Raw genomic sequence first — 20,488 nt, forward strand, 5'->3', positions numbered from 1 at the left:
GTTGAGTCCCGTTCTCTATTCAGGTTTAACAAACTTCAATAGGAATCGATCGCTCTCGCCAATAGAGGCGTACTTCTTCTTGCTTTCTTCTCCTTCGGCAAAGGCAGGAGCCAGGCTCCAAACTCCCCAGCCATGATCTTTGGTATCTTTCGGGTTGTTAAGGAGCTCTGATGATGCTGCCAACTTAAATCCGACCGATTCGGCAAACTTGATGGTACGCTCTTTAGACACATAGCCATTACGAGCTAATGGATCTTCCGTTGCCGGATCATCCCATTCATGATCAACAACACCCAAAGTACCGCCCGGTTTAAGTGCGTCGTACCAAGCCTTAAAAGCCAATTGAGCATAGGCGCCGCTGTCATAAAGCTCGCCTACCAGATTGTGAACGCTGCGGAATGTCAGCACCATGTCAGCAGTGCCTTTAGGTGCGATCTTCAGGTCATAGGGCAAATAGAATTGGGTGATCTCAACGTCTTTGTACAATTCGTTGTGCTTGCCCATTTTAACCAGAAATTCGCCTAATCCTTTGCGCTGAAAGCCATACTTGTCTTGAGCATTGGCATTGTATTGGGCTGCATAGAACTTGCCGTTTTGTTTCAGTGCTGGAGCCAGAATTTCGGTATACCAGCCGCCACCTGGCCAAATTTCAACGACAGTCATATCGGAACGAAAGCCAAGGAAGTCGAGCACTTCAGCTGGCTTACGGTATTGGTCTCGGGCTTTATTCTTTTCGCTACGATGCTCACCATGAATGGCGGAATCAATTGCTGCTTTGGTTGCTGCATCAAAATCAGCGTGTGCGGAAAAACTCATTAAACCGATGATACTGCTGGCAATCAGAGTTTTAATTTTCGGAGTAATTCGCATTATGTTTCCTTTTGGGAAGTTTGACATTATTGTTTGAATACTTTTCCGTCTTTCATCACGAATACGACATCCATCATGCTTTTGATGTCGCGTAGTGGATCGCCATTTACCGCGACAATATCTGCCAGTTTTCCGGCTTCGATAGTGCCTAGTTGATCGTCAATTTTAAGCAATTGAGCGCCGTGATAAGTGGCACTGCGGATGGCGTCTAGTGGATCCATACCTGCTTGCACCATCAGAACGAATTCTTCGCCATTCTCGCCATGAGGGGAGACGCCGGAATCCGTACCAAACGCGATTTTCACGCCTGCATTGTACGCTCTGGCGAAGGTGCGTTGAATTAATGGGCCAATGGAAGCTGCTTTAGGGCGGACTATGTCAGGGAAAAAACCATCAATTTCGGATTTCTTGGCTACCCAGTTTCCAGCGGTAACGGTAGGAACATAGTAAGTGCCATGTTGCTTCATTAATTCGATAGTATCGTCGCCTATATAGGTGCCATGTTCGATGGAATCAACACCTGCGCGAATTGCGCGCTCCATGCCTTCTTTACCATGAGCGTGTACGGCGACAGTCATGCCGTAGTCTCTTGCTGTTGCAACAATCGCTTCCAGCTCATCAGTCATGAATTGTGGGTTTTGACCGCTTTTAGCCAGGCTTAGTACGCCGCCTGTAGCTGTGATTTTGATTAAATCTGCGCCGTCTTTGTAGCGCTGGCGAACCGCTTTTCTTGCTTCGTCTGTGCCGCTAATCACGCCATCTCTGGGGCCAGGATCTCCCATCAGATCGAATTTGCGTCCGTTGGTTGGGTCGGCGTGACCACCTGTAGTGGCAATGGATTTTGCTGCTGTGTATATACGAGGGCCAACAATATCGCCTCGGTTAATGGCATTACGCAATGCAATGGTTTCGTTACCTCTGTCACCCAGGTTACGTACTGTGGTAAAACCAGCCATGAGTGTGCGGTTGGCGTACACCACACCTTTTAGAACATTGTCTGTGGGATTCATGGTGAACTGTTGCACATAGTTGTTTGGGTTATGTTCCGAGGTGATGTGAACATGCATATCCATGAGACCAGGCATAACGGTCGCATTTTTTAAATCAATGACCTGATCAGTGGACTCTGGTTGAGTAAAACCACTTTCTATGCCAACAATTTTATTGTCTTCGACAACAACGGTAGCGCGATAGAGGACTTCGCTGTTATTGGCCGGGATCAGCTTGCCTGCATGGATCAGGGTTTTTGAGTATGTGAGAGTGCTGGTTAGAAGGAGTGTGCATAGGGTTGCGAATTTTATCATTGGATTTCACCACATTACTTATTGGCACTATCGAATACGGAATGTTCTATTACTTAAAATGAGTAATAGCGGCTGGTGATAGTGCTTAATTCGGTGAACAAACTAGCGCAGCGAGAATAGAATTACCAGCTCTTTTGGGTAATCTTCTGTGCCAAAATGTTTTTACATCAAGACAGATTGCAGGTAAGTGACGGGTTGAAACCTTAATCCAGTAGCCCTAATGAAAATGAGTAGTTTCCGCTATTTACCATGAGGTGATGCTCGCCATTGGCAAGCTCTCTTTCTTCGCCAAGTTCGACTAACTGGTAGTAAACATTCTGATGTAAGCGTGCATAAAGATTGCTTCGCACCAATACATAAGGGAGTGGTTGATCGTTTTTGCCATCCATTCTCAGCTCAACAGGGTTCTGCTCACTGACAACAAACTCTTCACCTTGTCCGGTGGTAAAAATGATCAGATTATCTTGTTGTTTCCAGGATGTGATAACAAAAGGCACGTCTTCGACGTGTATGCCGACTTTCTCGACCGGAGTTACCAGAAAATATTTGTCATCCTCTTTTTTCAGTACGGAGGCGAATAACCTGACTAATGCCGGTCGTCCGATGGGAGTTCCCATGTAGTGCCACGAGCCATCATGCTTAATGCGTAAATCTATGTCGCCACAAAAGGGTGGATCCCACAGGTGAACAGGCGCTGCATTACCCGTTTGCGATTGCAGTTGTTTTTGTAGCTGTTTTTGCAGTGATGCGAGATCCATAGCGTTGGCTGAATGGAAAAAAGCGCTGGGTTAGTTCCCCAACGCTTCTTTGATTTCTCTGAGTTTGGCTTTGATTTGACGCATATTCTCTGGGCCTGTACGTAAAAGCTGCTTTTGAGCATCGCTGAGGCTTTCAATGCGTTCATTGCGATATTTATACATAACGCTGTCGCTATACACTTCTACGGGAACTGGAATTTCCGGCGTGTCTAACAAATGGTTGATAGCGTCCAGTAAGCGTTCATCAAACCCGCTATCAGGATTACCTACCTGCATGTAAATCTCATTCAATGCGGGCTTGTATTTCTGATATAGGCTAATCAGGCTGCTGGTTTGAATAGAATCCAATGCTTCTGCGTAAGTGCTGTAACGCTTATAGCTTGCGGCATCGATCCATTCTTTTCCTGCCTGGTGATAAATTCTGAACTGCCCTTTGGGAGGACGTAGAAAATGATGATTGTCGGTGAGCTCTTGCTCGGCAAGGTTGTTAGTAAATACAACAAAGCGACGTAATAAATCATCATCAACCAGAACTTCCGCCAAGGCGGGCATTGCGCTTAGTGCAATAACGGCTGTTTTTACAGCTGCATCACTGATATCCAGAGGTTCTGGCTCTGGAACTTCTTCGATTTCCGGTTCTGGTTCAACATAGACTGTCTCGGGTTCTTCCTCGGGTTCCGGTTCTACAACGGGTTCAGGCTCTGGTTGGCTGGGAGCACTGGTTTGTACCGGCACGGGAACGGGAGCTTCGTCTTCTGATGAAAGCCAGAAAAACACTCCTAACAGCACAACTATAGCCACTGCCCCTAAAATCATATGGGGTGTTAATGAGCGTTGTTCGTCGGCGTTATTATCTGAAGTTTCTGGGTTATTCATAGTTAAACTTATACGATCCTGTATTCGAGCATTATTAATACGTTACTGGAATGTGGTTTGTTTTGCATCAAAAAAAACCTTCTTTTCCAAGTTTCTGCTTCGCTTGATTTCGGTTAATGTAAAGCTCAACATGCCCATGGAAGTCACTTTAGAGTATTAAGATAGAGTGCTGAGACAGGGCGCTGAGATTTCATAGCTTAATCAAGCTAAACGTTTTAAACTGAAACCTTGCTGAACTTAAGGTTGTACATTTTATGAATTTGATTTTGTTCGCAATCCCTTTTTTCTTTCTACTCATTGCACTTGAGCTGGTTTGGGATTGGCATAAGAAGACCAATTATTATCGAGTAAATGATGCTATTACCAGTCTTGGTTTGGGCATTGTTAGTCGGGTCATTGCCATTGCCAAAAAGTTTATTCCTTTCACTTTGTATTATTTGATGTTTGATCATCTTTCAGTGGTGAAATTATCGGAAGAACTTTGGGTGTGGGTATTAGGCTTTGTGCTTTACGATTTTTGCTATTACTGGCTGCATCGTTTATCTCATGAAGTGAATTTCCTGTGGGCTGCCCATGTTGTTCATCATTCCAGTGAAGAATATAACCTGACCACTGCATTACGCCAGACTAGCGGCAGCATCTTTGGTTGGGTGTTCTATCTTCCCATGGCTGTTATCGGTATTCCGCCAGAGATTTTTATTTCCGTTGGTGCCATGAATCTGATTTATCAGTTTTGGGTGCATACACGCCATGTACCCAAGTTAGGATGGTATGAACTGGTTTTCGTAACGCCGTCGAATCATCGTGTACACCATGCTCAAAATCAGGTTTATATCGATCGTAACTATGGTGGTGTGTTTATTCTTTGGGATCGCATGTTCGGTACTTTTCAGGAAGAGTTGGACGATGAAGCGCCTATTTACGGTATTCGCAAAGCATTAAAAAGCTGGGATCCCATCTGGGCAAATTTCCACGTTTACTGGCAATTAGGAAAAGATGCCTGGAATACCAAGCATTGGAAAGACAAGCTGCTTATCTGGTTCAAGCCGACGGGCTGGAGACCTGATGATGTGCAAATCAGCGACCCTTTGCCTCGCACAGACCTGACTAAATTCAAGAAATTTGATATTGAATTAACAGGCTGGCAGAAGGTGTATTCCTTACTACAGCATATTGGCATTATCGGTGCGGCTTTGGTGGTGATGATTCAATTGCCGCAATTTGACACTTGGCAGACAGTTCCTGCCTTGGCTTATGTGCTTTTTGCCAGCTACAGCCTAGGATTAGTGTTAAGCAACAATAAGTTTGGTGCTGCTTTAGAAATTGCCAAGCACATTGCTTTACCTGCGCTGCTTTTGCACTTGCAAGCTGCTGATTGGATGTTGTTGGCATTTGGAGCCAATATTGCGGTGAGTCTGGTGATTTTGGCTTTGATGCTGAAAGAACAAAAAGAAGTGTTACAAGCTGGATAGGATAGACGTTGGGGAAAAACGCTGTAAGTCTGTTCAGCTAACAGTTTCCAAATAAAAAGGTCTTTGGTGTGAGCCAAAGACCTTTTTTCATGAGTCAACTTTAATGTCGTAAGCTTTCTACCAAAGATAGAAAGCTTAATTAGACAGGTATTTAAGCTTAGAAACTCACTCTGACGTTACCGTAGATACGACGACCTACTACATCATAGATTGACTCGTTTCCGTCACCACCAGAAGTGATGAATGCAGGAGGTAATCTGTCAAACAGGTTACGGATACCCAAGCCAACAACGATGTTGTCATTGAACATGTAGCTTGCTGACAGGTCATGAGTCACGATTGAACCGATGAAGGCTGGAGAAGTGTCTTCTGGTGTATCTGCACCAGGAGAAACATCAAATAATGCCTGACGGTCTGAAAAACGAGACAACCACATAACAGACAAATCTTCTAACTGGTACTCAGCAGAAAATCTGAATTGGTATTCAGGGTCACCGATTTCACCTTTCTCAACGTTGATTTCATCTGGACGATCCTGGAATTCAAAACGCTCCAGTTCCAGCAGTTTGTTACCTACCAGGTTGAAGGTCATTTCGCCAGCCAGGTCGAACATTGACAAGTCAGTCTTATAACGGGCTTGTAGTTCTACACCTTTAGTGTTGTATGCAGCAGCATTCAGGTAGCCAGAACGAACCAATTCAATATCGTTGGTGACAGGATCACGATCGATTTGAGAACAATAGTTAAGGTCTGGGCCGCCAGTTGCGTCAACACAGTTGTCAAGGATGTCTTGAGAAGCAACCTGAATAATGGCGTCTTTGATCTCAATGTCGTAATAGTCTAACGTCAATGAGAAACCTTCAAAGAACGTTGGTGTCCATACAACACCGGCAGTCAATGATTCTGATTCTTCAGGTGTCAGGTCTGGATTACCACCAGAAAGCGTGTCGATACTTACGTTATCGTTAGCCTGGAAGCCTGCTGGAATACCCAATGCCGCACAGTTTGATGCACGATCTGGGTCGTCACCGATGTTGTCTGCATCACATGGGTCGTTGATGTTAGCAAAGCCAGGCGATTGAGGGCTGAATGCTTCCGAAATGTTTGGTGCACGTACCGCTTCACTGATAGTACCGCGGATACGAACGTCTTTAATTGGTGCATACATCAAGCCCACTTTCCACGCATCAACAGTACCAGCGTGTGAGTAATCCGCAGTACGGAATGCCGCATCCATTGTTAATTCATGAGCAAAAGGCACTTCTGCCAGAATTGGCAAGCTAACTTCGATAAAGCTTTCTGTTACATCATATTCACCGTATTCGTCAGGTGTCGCAGCGCCTGTTAAGAAATCACGCTTGGTGAACTCGTCAGTAATAGTTTTTGATGTTTCTTCACGATACTCAAAACCCATCGCAAAACTAATTGCGCCACCAGGTAATGAGAAGAATGCACCAGTGTCGAATGTTAAGCTTCCACCGATCATTTCCTGAGTGATTTTATCTGAACGAGTGGTGTTCGCTGATACCCAGTCTTTTGCTGCGTCAGAGGCTTGGTTAAAACCGAATGGGTTATAAGCAACACAGTTGTCACCATTCACCGTTGCTGGGTCTGTATAGCCTTCACCTTGAGCGCTGGCAACCTGGCTACGACACGCTGCTTCACCTGTTGTTGGGTCGATGACGGAGTCTAATGCTGCAACAAGGTTACCGACAATCAAATCGTTCTGAGTGACACGGGTATTTTTTGTTTCGCCGTAAACGTAGTAGGTGTCGTAGTTAAAATCGGTTTCACCAAGAGAGAAACCACCTTTAAAACCACCTACATAGCGGAATGTCGATCTGTCGTTGGCGGCAGAACGGTTCCCCAATTCGGCGAAGAACTTGGCCATACGAATGGTCGAATGACCTTCATTCAACAATGTTTGTTTGAAATCGTTGCTCAGGAAAGCGTTGTCTTGGACATTGATGAAAACGTTACCGAAGCGGAAAGAAGGTTGGAACTGCTGTTTAATATCAGCTTGAACATACTTCACATCGCTATAGAAGGTGATGTTTTCATTGATATCGTAGTTCAGTGTTGAACCAACGGTGAAACGCTCAACACCAGGCTGGAAGTTTTCGTAGTCGTTTAATTCAAAACAGTAGTCACAGCCATCAGGGAACTGACCAAATGCAAAGCTGTTTGTGCCAGCACGTTCTGTTTGTTGTAACGGGTTCCCGGCATTGTCGAATACCCACAATGTGCCAGTATTACCTTCGAATCCATACGGGTTCAAAACGCCGTTTTCATCAATGCGCTCAGACATAACACGGGGTACACGAATACGGTCTGGAATACCGTCGTCTTCACCACCGTCTTCTGGGTTTACAATGGTTCCCCAATCATCAGACTGGCGAAGGTCATTGGCCATTGTCTCTTGCAAATATTCACGAGAAGCGAAGAAGGTAACGTTACCTTTACCATTGGACAGGTCTGCACCGCCTAAAATACTGAAAGTATTGTTACGAGCACCAACACCTTCAGTTGAAGATGCGCCCGACATACGGAATTCTAAACCTTCGAAATCTTTTTTCAGGATGACGTTGATTACACCGGATACCGCATCAGAACCATAAATAGCGGATGCACCACCCGTAATAATTTCTACACGTTCAATCAAGCTGGATGGAATGGTTGATAGGTCAACCTGAGCACTACCTTGAGCACCCGCTACGTGACGCTTACCGTTAACCAATACCAATGTTCTTGATGACTCAAGACGGCGTAAATCTGCGAAACTTTGGCCTGCAAAAGTGTTGCTGCCATTGTTGCCAATTAATGTATCAGTTGCACCGATTGCCGGTAATTCAGCAAGGATTTCCCCCAAATCTGGAGTACCGAATTGAGCAATGGCTTTGGCGTCAACAGTAAGCACTGGCGTAGGGTTGGAAAGTTCAGGACGAGCAATACGTGAACCTGTTACTTCAATGCGTTCCGATTTCTCGATTTTTTCGTTGTCTTCTTGGGCATTAGCGAAGGTTGCTGGTAGTACAACCGATCCGCCAATTAAGCTCAGTGCAATAGCACGGCTTAATTTGGTTTTTAACATCATAGTGTTTTCCCGAGTTTAGTTTTTATGCGTTATTGTTTTTTTTTAACTAACCTGGGCTCAGATTGTTATTAAATTGCGGTTTTTGTGAGCACGAATGGACATAAAACCACAAAATCTAATCTGAATGTCCAAATTAGTAACCGAGCATAGTAGCGATTGTTCTGTTCAGGTTCAATTTATTTAGTAAATATTTTGAGCTAAAAATTGATCTGGAGTGAAAAACGGTAAAGTTGAGATGATCGAAGCCTAATTAACGATAATTAAGGTAGATTGTTGGAAATTAGGCTTGTTTTAATATGCAATCAGACTAATCTTTCTTTGTTTCAATGGAGGGGGAAGGGGGATTGGATTCTGTTGCACCCAACGTTTCAAACGTCACGGTTTGGGATTGGCTATCATCTCTGAATATTAAAGATTTTACTGTCCCTTTCCCTTCAACATTGACTTGGTTAACCTGTTTCGTCCATACATCATGTAAGGCTTTGTGGCTAATTGACAGCGCAGTCACTTCTTGGGGAATAGCGGTTTCCTGATAAACCCAAAAGAACTGCCCCTCTATTTCATGACCAACAAGCTTGAGTGGCAATTCACCTTGAGGGATCGCATTAATTGAGAAATGTTCAGTGACGTATTTGGCGAAAGTCTCCTGAGTGGCTTTGTCCGAGATTATGTCTGCATTTTTTCCGAAGATATGCCTAACAGCATGTTCAGCGTCATGAAGAATGAAACGGTGCATCACTTCCAGGTTTTTGGAATGCTGATTAAATAGCACTTTAGTAATAGCGGCTTTTTGTTGGTGGGCGTAGACGTTAGTAGAGAAGAAAGTGTGCAAGCAAACCATTAAAAGCAAAAAGCAAACCTGTTGGAACTTTGCGTCTTTCATATTGGTACGGAACATGGGATTTTCTCTAAAAAGTGCTCCCAATCCTGCGTGTGCAGGATTGGGCGAAGTTCATTAGTTATCTTCTTCTTTATCTTTTTTGAGCTCAGTGGTGCTATCAAACATAATGTCACGGAACTCAAGAGCATTCTTTTTCTTGCTCTTATAAGATTCAATGCGAGAAGGTAGAATCTTACGAGGGAAGTGGTTGTTGTTAATATCGACATCTGCAGTCTGCCAACGAGGATCCACTTCGACGCTTTGTAGTTCTTTACCTTTGTCAGTAATTATCAGTTTTTCTACCGCTTTGGGCGAACGACGCCATATTTCTGCGGGTAAAGTGAGTGATTCCGAGCTGCCATCGGTGTAATTCAATTGCATGATAATTGGCATTACCAAACCGCCCAGATTACTAAACGAGAGCACATAGTAGTTTTTATCTTCTTTCACCGCTCTAGTTAGTGCTTCACGTTCCCAATCTTCCAACTTTTCCATGAATGAGTTGTACTTGTTACGCTCTTTGTTTGTAACTGTATATTCATCATGTTTGTCGTAAAAGTCAGTGACATCCTGATTGCGCTCAACCCAGGCTTTTCCTTCTTGAGCGTTTCTTTCAACTGAAATAGACATTGGCTTGTCTTTGTTTTCCTGACGACGACGCTCGAAGTCGATATCCGGATTTTCAGTATCAAGACGTAGTTTTTCCACTTTATCAATGGAGATATCTACATGGTCAGTGGTGTAAAACCAACCGCGCCAGAACCAATCCAAATCCACACCAGAGGCTTCTTCCATTGTGCGGAAAAAGTCAGAAGGTGTTGGGCGTTTGAATTTCCAGCGACGAGAGTATTCCTTGAATGCAAAGTCGAACAACTCTCTGCCCAGAATCGTTTCGCGCAAAATATTAAGTGCAGTTGCTGGCTTATGATAGGCGTTAGGGCCAAAGTTCAAAATGCTATCAGATTGAGTCATAAGCGGAACTTGAACTGATGATTTCATGTAATCAACAACATCGGATGGCTCATTACCCCAAGGAATATTGGGATCCCATTCTCTACCTGCAATGGCATCTAAAAAGCTATTTAGACCTTCATCCATCCATGACCATTGACGTTCGTCTGAATTGACCGTCATTGGGAAGTAGATGTGGCCGATTTCGTGGAAAATAACGCCTAACAGGTAACGTTTTTCTGACAGGGAATAGGTACGGCTCCCATCTTTTTGCAAATTAGTGCGAGGCCCATTAAAGGTGATCATTGGATATTCCATTCCACCAACAGGGCCATTGACTGATTGAGCAACTGGATAAGGGTAGTCAAAGGAGAAGCGAGAGTAGACTTCCATTGTGTGGATAACCGCTTCCGTAGAATACTTCTGCCATAGCTCACCCCCTTCTTTAGGGTAAAAAGACATTGCCATGACAACGGGGTTTTCTTCACTATCCTGTTTGTAGCCTTTTGCATCCCAGATAAATTTGCGTGAAGAAGCCCATGCAAAATCGCGAACATTCTTGGCACTGAACTGCCAGGTTTTCATCTTGTCGCTGCCTTTTTTCTCGTTTTCCAGTGCTTCTTCTGGAGTAACGATAAATACAGGACGTTTTGCTGTTTGCGCTTTACGCAAACGACGACGTTGTTCGTTGTCTAGCACTTTGCCGGAGTTCTGCAATGACCCTGTCGCTGAAACAATATGGTCAGAAGGAACGGTGATGGCGACATCATAGTCTCCAAATTCAAGCGTGAATTCTCCCCGTCCCAAAAAGTTTTTGTTGGTCCACGCTTCATAGTCAGTATAAGCCGCCAAACGTGGAAACCATTGAGCTAACAGGAATATGTCATTGCCGCCTTCTCTGTCATCTTTAGGAAAATGTTCAAAACCAGAACGAGCGGAAATGGCGTTTTCTTCCAGGATGTTGAAGGAAAAATCCATGGAAAAGGTAACCGACTCTCCTGATTTCAGTGGCGTTTTTAAATCGACACGCATAACCGTGTCGACAATGGTGCTCTTTAAAGCATTGCCGTGAGAATCTTTTACATTTTCTATGGTGAAGCCTAATGGTCTATCTTCCATGGCTTGCTGCTGACGTAGAAAGTCAAACGACATAGCTGCTGGTTGATCACCATGCGATGATTTGGTCGCAGGCCCTCTTGAAGCTCCGTCACCGAATGTTTTGGAACGCTCTGCTACTGAGTCGGCACGGAAGCGATTTTGATCCAGATGCAGCCATAAATATCTTAACGTGTCTGGAGAATTATTATGATAGTGAATAGTTTCGCTTGCCGTGATAGTACGAGCTTCTTCATTGAGTTTTACGTCAATTTGATAATCAACTTTTTGCTGCCAGTATTGATGTCCAGGCTCACCTGCGGCGTTACGGTATACGTTGGGAGTGGGTAGAACTTCATCCAATTGACGAAATTTGTCCTGAAAATCGCCTTTGGTCTGTTGAATCGCTGCCAAAGCTGGGGTGCTTGCGATAAGGAAGTATAAGACAAATCTGGATGCCCAATTGAGCATGTGAATCCTCCGGTTAGTCAATGTGATGACACTAGAAGTGCGCACGTAGTATTTGGAAGCACAAATTACACTAATACGTTAAAGAGGGAAAACTCTGAGGAGAGGGTTATTTAATAAATGTGTAAGAAAGCGTTAACACTGGGTAAAAACTTGAGGCAAGCGTTCCGTCAACAAATGTTCGCTGTCTATTATGGAGTTTTTTATGGAGTTTTCAGCACATATTTTTACATAAAAATACAACATGTTAACAGTCGTTGCATAAGTCATGAGCAGCCTTGCGTTTATGGTTTGTCTCATAACTTTTAGTAACTTTTGTTGATTCAGTGAGTTGCTATTCCAGCAGAACGATTTTGAAGCCTTCCTCTGTAAAGATTTAGAAAAGTACATAAAAACACATCTTTCATACAAACCTCTACATCATTGCTTTTATCTATTAAGTAGCATTCCCCAAAACGTCTGAAGGGGGATAGTTGATGTTTAAATTACAACAGTTGCAAGAAGTGCTAAGCCAGACTCTTGATATTGATACCACGCGTTATACGTCGGAAACGCCATTGTTAGGAGCCGTGCCAGAACTGGATTCTATGGCGATTGTGACGCTAGTAATGGCGATAGAACAAGAGGCTGGAATTAGCATGATGGATGATGAACTGAACGCTGAAAAATTCGCTTCAGTGGGGGACTTGTTGTACTTCATTAATCAGTGTAAGCCAGCATGACAGTGACCTCTAATCAGCCTCTAACAGCATTATGTTGGATGTCGGTGTCTATTTTCAAAAGCTTAATGGCAGTGATGCCACAATCATGGTCAAGGCGTGCAGCGATGGCACTGGGAAGGCTAATATTAAAGCACTCATCTAAAGCGCGAAATCGAGCCGTACAGAATATATTGCGTGCCTACCCAGAATTAAATAATGATGACGTTTTGGCGCTTGCTTATAAGTCTTATGCTCGTATTTGCTATGGTGCATTTCAGATATTGCGTTTGAATTCCCTGCGATTGGAAATTCATTGTGATGAGCAAGCAAAGAACATGTTGCAAAGTGAGCCGGGCGTTTGTGTGGCGACATTGCATTCAGCTTGCTATGAAGCTGTACCTCTTGCTGTTTCCCTGCTTAGCAATAAAGCATCGACGTTGTCGAAGATCCCTCCCTACCTGAATTTCGCAAAAAATATCTATATTGCGGCGGGGATCCAATGTTTTAACAAAAATAGTAATGGCTCATTTATTGAGCTGCTGAAAGCGGCAAAGCAAGGAAGGAATGTCGTGTTGCACAGTGACCATTTCGCTAACGATGTGCCAGTACGTTTTTTCGGTGAAGACACATCGGCACCAGCAGGTATCGCTATGTTATCTGCCATGGCGAAGAAGCCTGTGTTGATTGGCTATGCATGTTACGACGAGAATTTTGTCTGTCACGTGCATCTGGAGGTATTTTCAGAGCAGCACTGTTCGCAAAACACTGATGCCATGCAACAGTTAACGCAAGGTATGTATGGTCGTTTTGAACAGTTGATACGCCAGCATAAGGAAGACTGGTACTGGTCTTACAATCGGTGGCGTTAATGGTTGAATCTCAGGCTCAATGGGCTACTGCTAAACGCTTAGCTTCTTATTTCAGTTGTTATCGAGCCGGTTTAATTGCCTGCTTCTTTGCTGTTATCTGCTTTGCGGTGTTAGATGCAGGTATGGTGTATTTGGTGCAACCTCTAATTGATGACGGTCTTGCTGAGTCAAACTCACAGGTTCTGCAATACGGAGCTTTGTTGGTTATCGCAATTTTTCTGCTTCGAGGATTAGCCAGTTTTGTTGCCAGTTATTGTACTGCATGGGTGAGTAGTAAAGTGATTTTTACCCTGCGTCAGCAAAGCTTTGAGTATTTGCTGCGTTTGCCAATGAGCTTCTATGACCAGTCATCTCATGGCTCTCTAATTTCCAAATTAACTTATGACACAGAACAGATTGCTCATGCCAGTGCAGAAGCCGTTGTCACCTTGTTACGAGAGGGGCTGATCATTTTTGTATTGTTAGCCATCATGGTGAATGCCAGTTGGAAATTGTCTCTGTTGTTTTTGGCGTTGATGCCTGTTATTGCCTGGATCCTCAATTATGTCGCCAAGCATTTTCGTCGCGTAAGCAAAGACATGCAAGATGCTATGGGCGACATTACTCAGCAGGTGGAAACCAGCCTGAGTAATCATACTGTGATACGCGCTTGCGGTACTCAAGGTATTGAAGGTCAGCAATTTAAAGTGTGCAATAGCGACAATCGGCGTCAAGTGATGCGTTTGGCTCGTTTATCCGCTATTAGTAACCCTGTTATTCAAATGATAGGTGCATCAGCCATTGCAGTAGTTTTGCTATTAGCCAGTAACGAAAGCTTATTGACCTCACTAACGCCCGGCAGTTTCACTACGATTTTGGTGGCAATGGGTTCTTTGTTAAAACCACTGAAACAGATTAGTAAAGTGAACGAGCAGTTTCAGCGAGGATTAACTGCGGCAAACAGTATTTTCACACTGCTGGATGCTGAGCCTGAATTGGATCATGGGACACGGGAATTTGAAAAACCTGTAAACAAAATTCAGTGTCGGAATTTGAGTTTTCAGTACCCCAATTCAGAAACTCAGGTTTTACGAAATATTCAATTTGAGCTGTGCAAAGGTCAGACATTGGCGCTTGTGGGACGTTCTGGCAGTGGTAAATCAACGCTCGTTAATTTACTACTGGGCTTTTACCCCAGCCCAGTCCGCACAATTTACTTGAATGACCAGCCTCTGGAAGAGTATCGCCTTGCTGCGTTGCGCAGTCAGTTCGCTCTGGTCTCGCAAGATATCGCCTTGTTTAACATTAGTATTGCCGACAACATCGCTTATGGCTGTAATCGACCAGTTTCTCGCGAGCAAATAGAAGCTGCCGCAGCACAAGCTTTTGTGAGCGAATTTAGTGACCTTATGCCGCAAGGGCTCGACAGCTTCGTGGGAGAGAATGGGGCGTTACTTTCTGGAGGGCAAAAGCAGCGAATAGCTATTGCCAGAGCCATATTACGCGATGCTCCGATATGTATTTTTGATGAAGCTACTTCTGCTTTGGATAGTGACTCCGAAGCAAAAGTGCAACTGGCAATGCAGTCGCTACAGAAAGACCGCTGTTGCATCTTAATTGCCCACCGACTTACAACCGTAAAATTTGCCAATAGTATTTTAGTGCTTGATAAAGGCCGCATTGTTGAATGTGGTGACCATGACAGTCTATTGGCTCAAAAGGGACTGTATTCCTCTTTTTATTTTCAAACAGCAGAGGTTTGATTTCCAATGCAATTACTTCATGAATTACCACTTTCGAAAGTGACAAAAACGCCCAACGCATTGGCTTTGCAATGCCAATCTCAACATATTGATTATGCTGAGTTAGGACATGCGATCGAGTCTATTGGCAGCGCCCTGAAGAAACTTAATTTCTCATATGGCAGTCGCGTTGCCGTGTATTTACCCAAGGTGCCTGAAGCTGTTATTAGCTTTTTCGCAATTAGCTATGCTGGTTTGGTGTTGGTGCCAATTAACCCGATTTTGAAATCGGAGCAAGTGATGCATATTCTCAATGATTCTGGCGCTAAACTGTTAATTTCGCACGAATCTCGTATATCAAGACTTTCTGGTTTATTAGAAGGCTCTGCTGTAGAGCATATCATTTTAACTGATGTAAAAAGTGAGCAAGTGCACACTTCGCCTTATTTGTCTTTTTATTGGCAAGACTTGTTGAAAACGCCTGTCAAACCAAACCTAAAGCAGACACCAACCCCAGATGATTTGGTGGCTTTGCTTTATACTTCAGGCAGTACAGGTAAACCCAAGGGAGTAATGTTAAGTCATCGTAATATGGTTTTGGGAGCCTTGAGTGTCAGTGAATATTTGGAGAATACGCCCAGCGATAAACTGTTGTGTGTTTTACCTTTTAGTTTCGACTATGGTTTTAGCCAGCTTACCACGGCATTTGCTGTGGGGGCTTCCGTGGTGTTGTTAGAGTATTTGTTGCCTATCGACATAGTGAGGGCTATTGAGCGTTATCAAGTTACAGGGCTTGCGTTAGTACCACCAGTTTGGATGCAGTTAGCGAGTTTGAATTGGACAGAGAAACAAACTTGCTCTCTAAGGTATTTCACTAACTCAGGTGGTGCCATGCCAGAAGAGGTGTTGCACAAAATTCGTGAAAAGATTCCTCATGCTTCGCCCATTCTTATGTACGGACTAACCGAAGCATTTCGTTCGAGTTATCTGCCTGTTGAGTTTATTGATTCTCATACTCAATCCATAGGTAAGGCAATTCCTAAAGCCGAATTGCTGGTAATGGACGAATTAGGTAATGAGTGTGAAATAGGCGTGATTGGGGAACTGGTACATTGTGGTGAGCTGGTAGCACAAGGTTACTGGCAGGATGAAGAGCGTACCCATACCAAGTTTTTTCATATTGAAGGTAAGGGGCGAGCTGTGCGTTCTGGAGATCTGGTAAAACGTGACGAACAGGGTTTTTTGTATTTTGTGTCTCGTAATGACCACATGATTAAAAGTTCAGGCTATCGCATTAGCCCTACTGAAATTGAAGAGGAAGTGTTTAAACATCCTGGTGTGTTGTCGGCGATGGTTTGCTCTGCGCCTCATCCGAAGTTAGGTCAGGGTATTGTATTACATGTGTCAGGACAGGTTTCCGAACCATCTTTGAAAGCTTTTCTGATGAAAAGGCTGCCGATTTTTATGTTACCTCAGGCGATCTTTATCCATGAGAATCTACCGCTCAATGCGAACGGCAAGTTAGACCGAAATGCCTTGCTTGAAAAGTCGTGTGGGGTATTTGAGGAAGCTGATCATGTCTCAATTTGATGTTTTGCAAAGAATTAATGCTCAAAATAATCAACTGTTGATGGCTGGGAAAACTGCTGAGCAACTCATTGCTATTGCTGGTGGGGCACCATTGTTTGTTTATGATACTAAGGTGATGACTCGTCAGTTTGAGAAGCTCCAACAGGCTTTGCCTCAATCTGTTCGTATTCATTATGCGATAAAAGCCAATCCTCATATGGGCGTGTTAAACCATATGGCAAAGTTAGTGCACGGTTTCGATCTCGCTTCTCATGGTGAGCTAGTGAAAGCCTTGGCGACAGGCATGTTGCCGGAGCGTATTAGTTTTGCAGGGCCAGCTAAATCTGAGTTGGAATTAAGAGCCGCTATTACGGCGGGGGTAAAGATTAATGTGGAAAGCGAATTAGAGCTGCAACGTATTGGTGACTTAGGTGAACAGTTGAATATTCGGCCCAAGATAGCTTTTAGAGTTAACCCTGATTTTGAGCTAAAAGCGGCCGGAATGAAAATGGCGGGGGGGAGTAAACCTTTTGGGATCGACGCAGAGCAAATTCCTTATTTATTATCTTTGCTTCATTCGCAAGATTTTGATTTTCAGGGTTTTCATATATTTACTGGTTCCCAAAATCTAAGACCTGATTCCATCATTCAAAATCATCAACGCACCTTCCTTCTGGCAGAAGAATTGGCTTGCGAAGCAGAGCGTTTTAGCCTGGATGTAAAATATTTGAATATTGGTGGTGGTTTGGGAGTGCCTTATTTTCAGGGAGAGCTGGCAATTGAATTAGATGATATTGGTGCCAACTTGCAAACCTTATTAGATGGTCGAAGTTTAAGATTACAAGACACTGAAGTTGTCATGGAGCTAGGGCGTTATTTGGTGGCGGAGTCTGGTGTTTATTTATGCCAAGTGACTGATGTTAAGGGATCCAGAGGGAAAAATTTCGTGATAACAAACGGTGGTATGCATCATCATTTAGCAAATTCAGGTAACCTTGGGCAGATGATTCGGCGTAATTATCCCGTGGTAATGGCCAATCAATTGGAGTCTGGTGAAGATAATAAGATCAGGGTTGATGTGGTTGGCCCCTTATGCACGCCTTTGGATATTTTGGCTGCGAATATAGAATTACCAGACCCGAAAGTGGGCGATGTGATTGCAGTATTGCAATCGGGAGCATACGGCGCGAGTGCCAGTCCTCAAGATTTTTTGAGTCATCCTCACGCCAGAGAGCTGGTGCTTTAGTGCATAGGCATAACGCGGTTTCTACCGAGATTTTTAGCCTCATACAGATGTTTGTCTGCGGTTTCGATAAAATCAGAAATTTGCATTTTTTCATCTGCTTGAGATACACCAAAAGATGCGGTGATGCCGCCAATGGTTTGGCCTGTTCGCTTGTCTTTTAGCTGGATTTTTTCAATGGATCGGCGCATTACTTCGGCAACATGTAATGCCCTGGTAATGTTGTCTGTTGGAATGAGTATGGCAAACTCTTCGCCGCCAAAACGATAGGCTTGTGCTCCATCTCGGCAGCTTTGTTGCAGTTTTTTGGCAACGGCTTTTAGAACCTTATCGCCCATGACATGACCATGAGTATCATTGAATTTTTTGAAGTGATCGACATCCACAATAATCAAACACAATGGGGTGTGATGCATCATGGATTGCAATTCATCATCAAAGAAACGGCGATTGCATAGCCCGGTGAGGGAGTCATACAAGGCATGTTTTTGAGTTTGTTGTAGTTCGGCTCTGAGCTGTGCGATTTCTTTTTCTGCACTGGTTAGAGCGGCACTGAAATTCAATGTACTGCGGCGGATTTCCTGTGCGTCATTGACCAGGTTGCGCACCAACCCCATCACTTCTTCCACCGACCAGCCTTCCTTCTCAACTTTTTCCAAATCATCAAGGCAACCATCCATTGCGCTACGAAAAACATGGGTGTCACTTTTGGTGTCTTGGACGGTTTGAGATATTTCTAACAGCATGGCTTCAATATTTTGGCGTAATTGCCACGGGCTGACTTCCTGCTTATCTGCTACATAATTACGATACATTTCCTCCGCTCTGGCATTCGACAAGGTACTAATCTGCGCCAGAATGCCATCCATTGATTCGTTCAGGGATGGGGTTTCGTTCGCTGCATAGGTATACCAAAGAGCATAGTTGGTAGGAATCGCCGGCATCTTATGTTTGAGCATCAATGGCACGGTTTTCTTTAAAATATTGAATGATTTTTCCAAATCATTTTTAGACATGAATGAAGCCTGATTTAATTCGCCTTAGTGTTCTAATGTTAGCAAAATATCAATGCTAAGTTTTAGCTAGAATTAGGATTTTCTGACGAAAAATTTATTCAACAGTTGTCAATTTTAGAGAAATCCACCTATGGTTGGATTAACTTGTTCCGATTTAACTGGTTATAGGGGGCAAAGGATTCATGGAGTGATACCACGCTGCCCACGATAATAAGAGTGGGCGGAGCAATAGTGGATTGCTTGGCTCGTTCAACAATATTCTCCAACGTGCCAGTGAGAATTTGTTGTTCATGAGTGGTGGCAGATTGCACCAGAGCGATAGGGGTTGAAGGCGCCAAACCATGTTGAATCAGTTGTTCACAGATAATGTGTAATCCGGTTAAGCCCATATAGAACACGAGTGTTTGGTTTTTCTGTACCAATGCTGGCCAGTCCAAATCAATGGTGTCGTCTTTTAAGTGACCGGTTGCAAAGACAACAGACTGAGCATGAGCACGGTGAGTCAGCGGTATTCCCGAATAGCTGGCTGCACCTGTCGCGGCAGTAATACCTGGAATTACCTGAAAATTGATTTCGTGCTCAATAAGGGTTTCGATTTCTTCACCGCCACGACCAAAAACAAACGGGTCTCCGCCTTTTAAGCGAACCACTCGCTGGCCCGCTTTTGCTCGTTCTACAAGTAGATGATTAATGTCATCTTGTGGAAGTGTGTGCTTACTTTTCGCTTTTCCAACGTAGACTTTCTCGGCATCTCTGCGCACCATTTCCAAAATGTCGCTGGAGACCAGACGGTCATATACGACAACATCGGCTTTTTGCATAATACGCAGTGCTTTAAAGGTGAGTAATTCTGGATCCCCGGGACCCGCGCCAATTAAATAAACCGTGCCAGCCAGTGGTTGCTGAGCCGATGAATTAGCCAGCTTGCTTTCAATGGCTTTTACGGCCTCTTCATGATTGCCATTCAACGCTTGCTCTGCGATGTCACCTTCCATGACTTCTTCCCAGAAAGCGCGGCGAGAATCTAGGTCGTTAAAATGCTGCTTAACCTTATCTCTAAATTGTTCAAATAAGCGACCCAATTGAGATATGCGTTGTGGGATCAGTGTTTCCAGTTTTTGCCGTAGATATCGGAGTAGAACGGGTGCTACGCCAGCACTGCTTAAAGCGATAACAATAGGTGAGCGGTCTACGATGGCGGGTGTGATAAAACGACATAGTGGAGGATTATCGACCACATTCACCATTAAACCCGCTTTACTGGCGATTTCGTGGATGTGTTGGTTCAATTGGGAATTATTGGTTGCGACGAAAATCAGAGTTTGATCTTGAATATCTGTGTCGCGAAAACGTCGCTCAAGTAGTGAGATTTTACCCTGTTCAGCATAAGTTTTAACTGTGGGAGTGACTTCTGGTGCGACAACCGTAATCTGCGCTTCGGTTTTTAATAGCAATTCAATCTTGCGAGCTGCCACTTCCCCAGCGCCAACGACCAGACAATGCTGGTTTTGAGTATCAACAAATATAGGGAAATAACGCATGATCCTGCCACCACAAACTTGAATGTATGTTTGGTGTAATTCTGTGAGCAATCAGGAATT

The 20,488-nt window shown here is 44.0% G+C and carries 15 protein-coding genes; 6 read left to right on the plus strand and 9 right to left on the minus strand.

Features of this window, described 5'->3' with window-relative positions:
• Positions 1-15: 15 nt before the first annotated feature.
• From KIH87_RS02510 to KIH87_RS02525, 4 genes are all read right to left on the minus strand, one after another.
• Positions 16-870 (minus strand): class I SAM-dependent methyltransferase, encoded by an 855-nt coding sequence (locus tag KIH87_RS02510; protein ID WP_232359970.1) that lies wholly within the window; start codon positions 868-870, stop codon positions 16-18.
• A 26-nt stretch (positions 871-896) separates the two neighbouring features.
• Positions 897-2,174 carry a metal-dependent hydrolase family protein gene (locus tag KIH87_RS02515; protein WP_232359971.1) on the minus strand — a complete coding sequence of 426 codons (1,278 nt, stop codon included), beginning with the start codon at positions 2,172-2,174 and terminating at the stop codon, positions 897-899.
• A 203-nt stretch (positions 2,175-2,377) separates the two neighbouring features.
• Complete coding sequence (locus tag KIH87_RS02520; protein ID WP_232359972.1) at positions 2,378-2,932, minus strand: DUF1285 domain-containing protein; 555 nt, start codon at positions 2,930-2,932, stop codon at positions 2,378-2,380.
• A gap of 30 nt (positions 2,933-2,962) precedes the next feature.
• Entirely contained in the window at positions 2,963-3,808 is an 846-nt protein-coding gene (locus KIH87_RS02525) for a DUF3014 domain-containing protein (RefSeq protein WP_232359973.1), read from the minus strand.
• A gap of 254 nt (positions 3,809-4,062) precedes the next feature.
• Between KIH87_RS02525 and KIH87_RS02530 the strand changes: the two genes are divergently transcribed.
• Positions 4,063-5,280, plus strand: coding sequence for a sterol desaturase family protein (locus KIH87_RS02530; protein ID WP_232359974.1), 1,218 nt, complete (start codon positions 4,063-4,065; stop codon positions 5,278-5,280).
• A 157-nt stretch (positions 5,281-5,437) separates the two neighbouring features.
• Here KIH87_RS02530 and KIH87_RS02535 read toward each other — a convergent pair whose 3' ends face one another.
• From KIH87_RS02535 to KIH87_RS02545, 3 genes are all read right to left on the minus strand, one after another.
• Complete coding sequence (locus KIH87_RS02535) at positions 5,438-8,374, minus strand: TonB-dependent receptor domain-containing protein (RefSeq protein ID WP_232359975.1); 2,937 nt, start codon at positions 8,372-8,374, stop codon at positions 5,438-5,440.
• Between the two features lie 307 nt (positions 8,375-8,681).
• Positions 8,682-9,272, minus strand: coding sequence for a DUF6702 family protein (locus KIH87_RS02540; protein WP_408635783.1), 591 nt, complete (start codon positions 9,270-9,272; stop codon positions 8,682-8,684).
• A gap of 57 nt (positions 9,273-9,329) precedes the next feature.
• Complete coding sequence (locus KIH87_RS02545) at positions 9,330-11,771, minus strand: M1 family metallopeptidase (protein ID WP_232359976.1); 2,442 nt, start codon at positions 11,769-11,771, stop codon at positions 9,330-9,332.
• A 473-nt stretch (positions 11,772-12,244) separates the two neighbouring features.
• Here KIH87_RS02545 and KIH87_RS02550 point away from each other — a divergent pair, with 473 nt between their 5' ends.
• Genes KIH87_RS02550 through KIH87_RS02570 form a run of 5 tightly spaced genes read left to right on the plus strand, consistent with a single transcriptional unit; the run spans position 12,245 to position 17,874 of the window.
• Positions 12,245-12,490 (plus strand): acyl carrier protein, encoded by a 246-nt coding sequence (locus KIH87_RS02550; protein ID WP_232359977.1) that lies wholly within the window; start codon positions 12,245-12,247, stop codon positions 12,488-12,490.
• The gene (locus KIH87_RS02555) at positions 12,487-13,338 is read left to right on the plus strand and encodes a lysophospholipid acyltransferase family protein (protein WP_232359978.1); all 852 of its coding nucleotides are present in this window, start codon (positions 12,487-12,489) and stop codon (positions 13,336-13,338) included. The genes KIH87_RS02550 and KIH87_RS02555 overlap by 4 nt, the downstream gene beginning before the upstream one ends.
• Positions 13,338-15,080 carry a lipid A export permease/ATP-binding protein MsbA gene (gene msbA / locus KIH87_RS02560; RefSeq protein WP_232359979.1) on the plus strand — a complete coding sequence of 581 codons (1,743 nt, stop codon included), beginning with the start codon at positions 13,338-13,340 and terminating at the stop codon, positions 15,078-15,080. Before KIH87_RS02555 ends, msbA begins: the two co-directional genes overlap by 1 nt.
• A 6-nt stretch (positions 15,081-15,086) precedes the next feature.
• Positions 15,087-16,649 (plus strand): acyl-CoA ligase (AMP-forming), exosortase A system-associated, encoded by a 1,563-nt coding sequence (locus tag KIH87_RS02565; RefSeq protein ID WP_232359980.1) that lies wholly within the window; start codon positions 15,087-15,089, stop codon positions 16,647-16,649.
• Entirely contained in the window at positions 16,636-17,874 is a 1,239-nt protein-coding gene (locus KIH87_RS02570; RefSeq protein WP_232359981.1) for a pyridoxal-dependent decarboxylase, exosortase A system-associated, read from the plus strand. The genes KIH87_RS02565 and KIH87_RS02570 overlap by 14 nt, the downstream gene beginning before the upstream one ends.
• Here the strand turns inward: KIH87_RS02570 and KIH87_RS02575 are convergent.
• Together KIH87_RS02575 and cysG are read right to left on the minus strand one after the other, a co-directional pair.
• Positions 17,871-18,887 carry a GGDEF domain-containing protein gene (locus tag KIH87_RS02575; RefSeq protein WP_232359982.1) on the minus strand — a complete coding sequence of 339 codons (1,017 nt, stop codon included), beginning with the start codon at positions 18,885-18,887 and terminating at the stop codon, positions 17,871-17,873. The two genes, KIH87_RS02570 and KIH87_RS02575, sit on opposite strands and share 4 nt — an antisense overlap.
• 128 nt (positions 18,888-19,015) lie before the next feature.
• Positions 19,016-20,428: a siroheme synthase CysG gene (gene cysG / locus KIH87_RS02580; protein ID WP_232359983.1), complete on the minus strand. Its 1,413-nt coding sequence runs from the start codon at positions 20,426-20,428 to the stop codon at positions 19,016-19,018.
• Between the last annotated feature and the right edge of the window lie 60 nt (positions 20,429-20,488).

The organism is Paraneptunicella aestuarii (assembly GCF_019900845.1).
Lineage (GTDB): Bacteria > Pseudomonadota > Gammaproteobacteria > Enterobacterales > Alteromonadaceae > Paraneptunicella > Paraneptunicella aestuarii.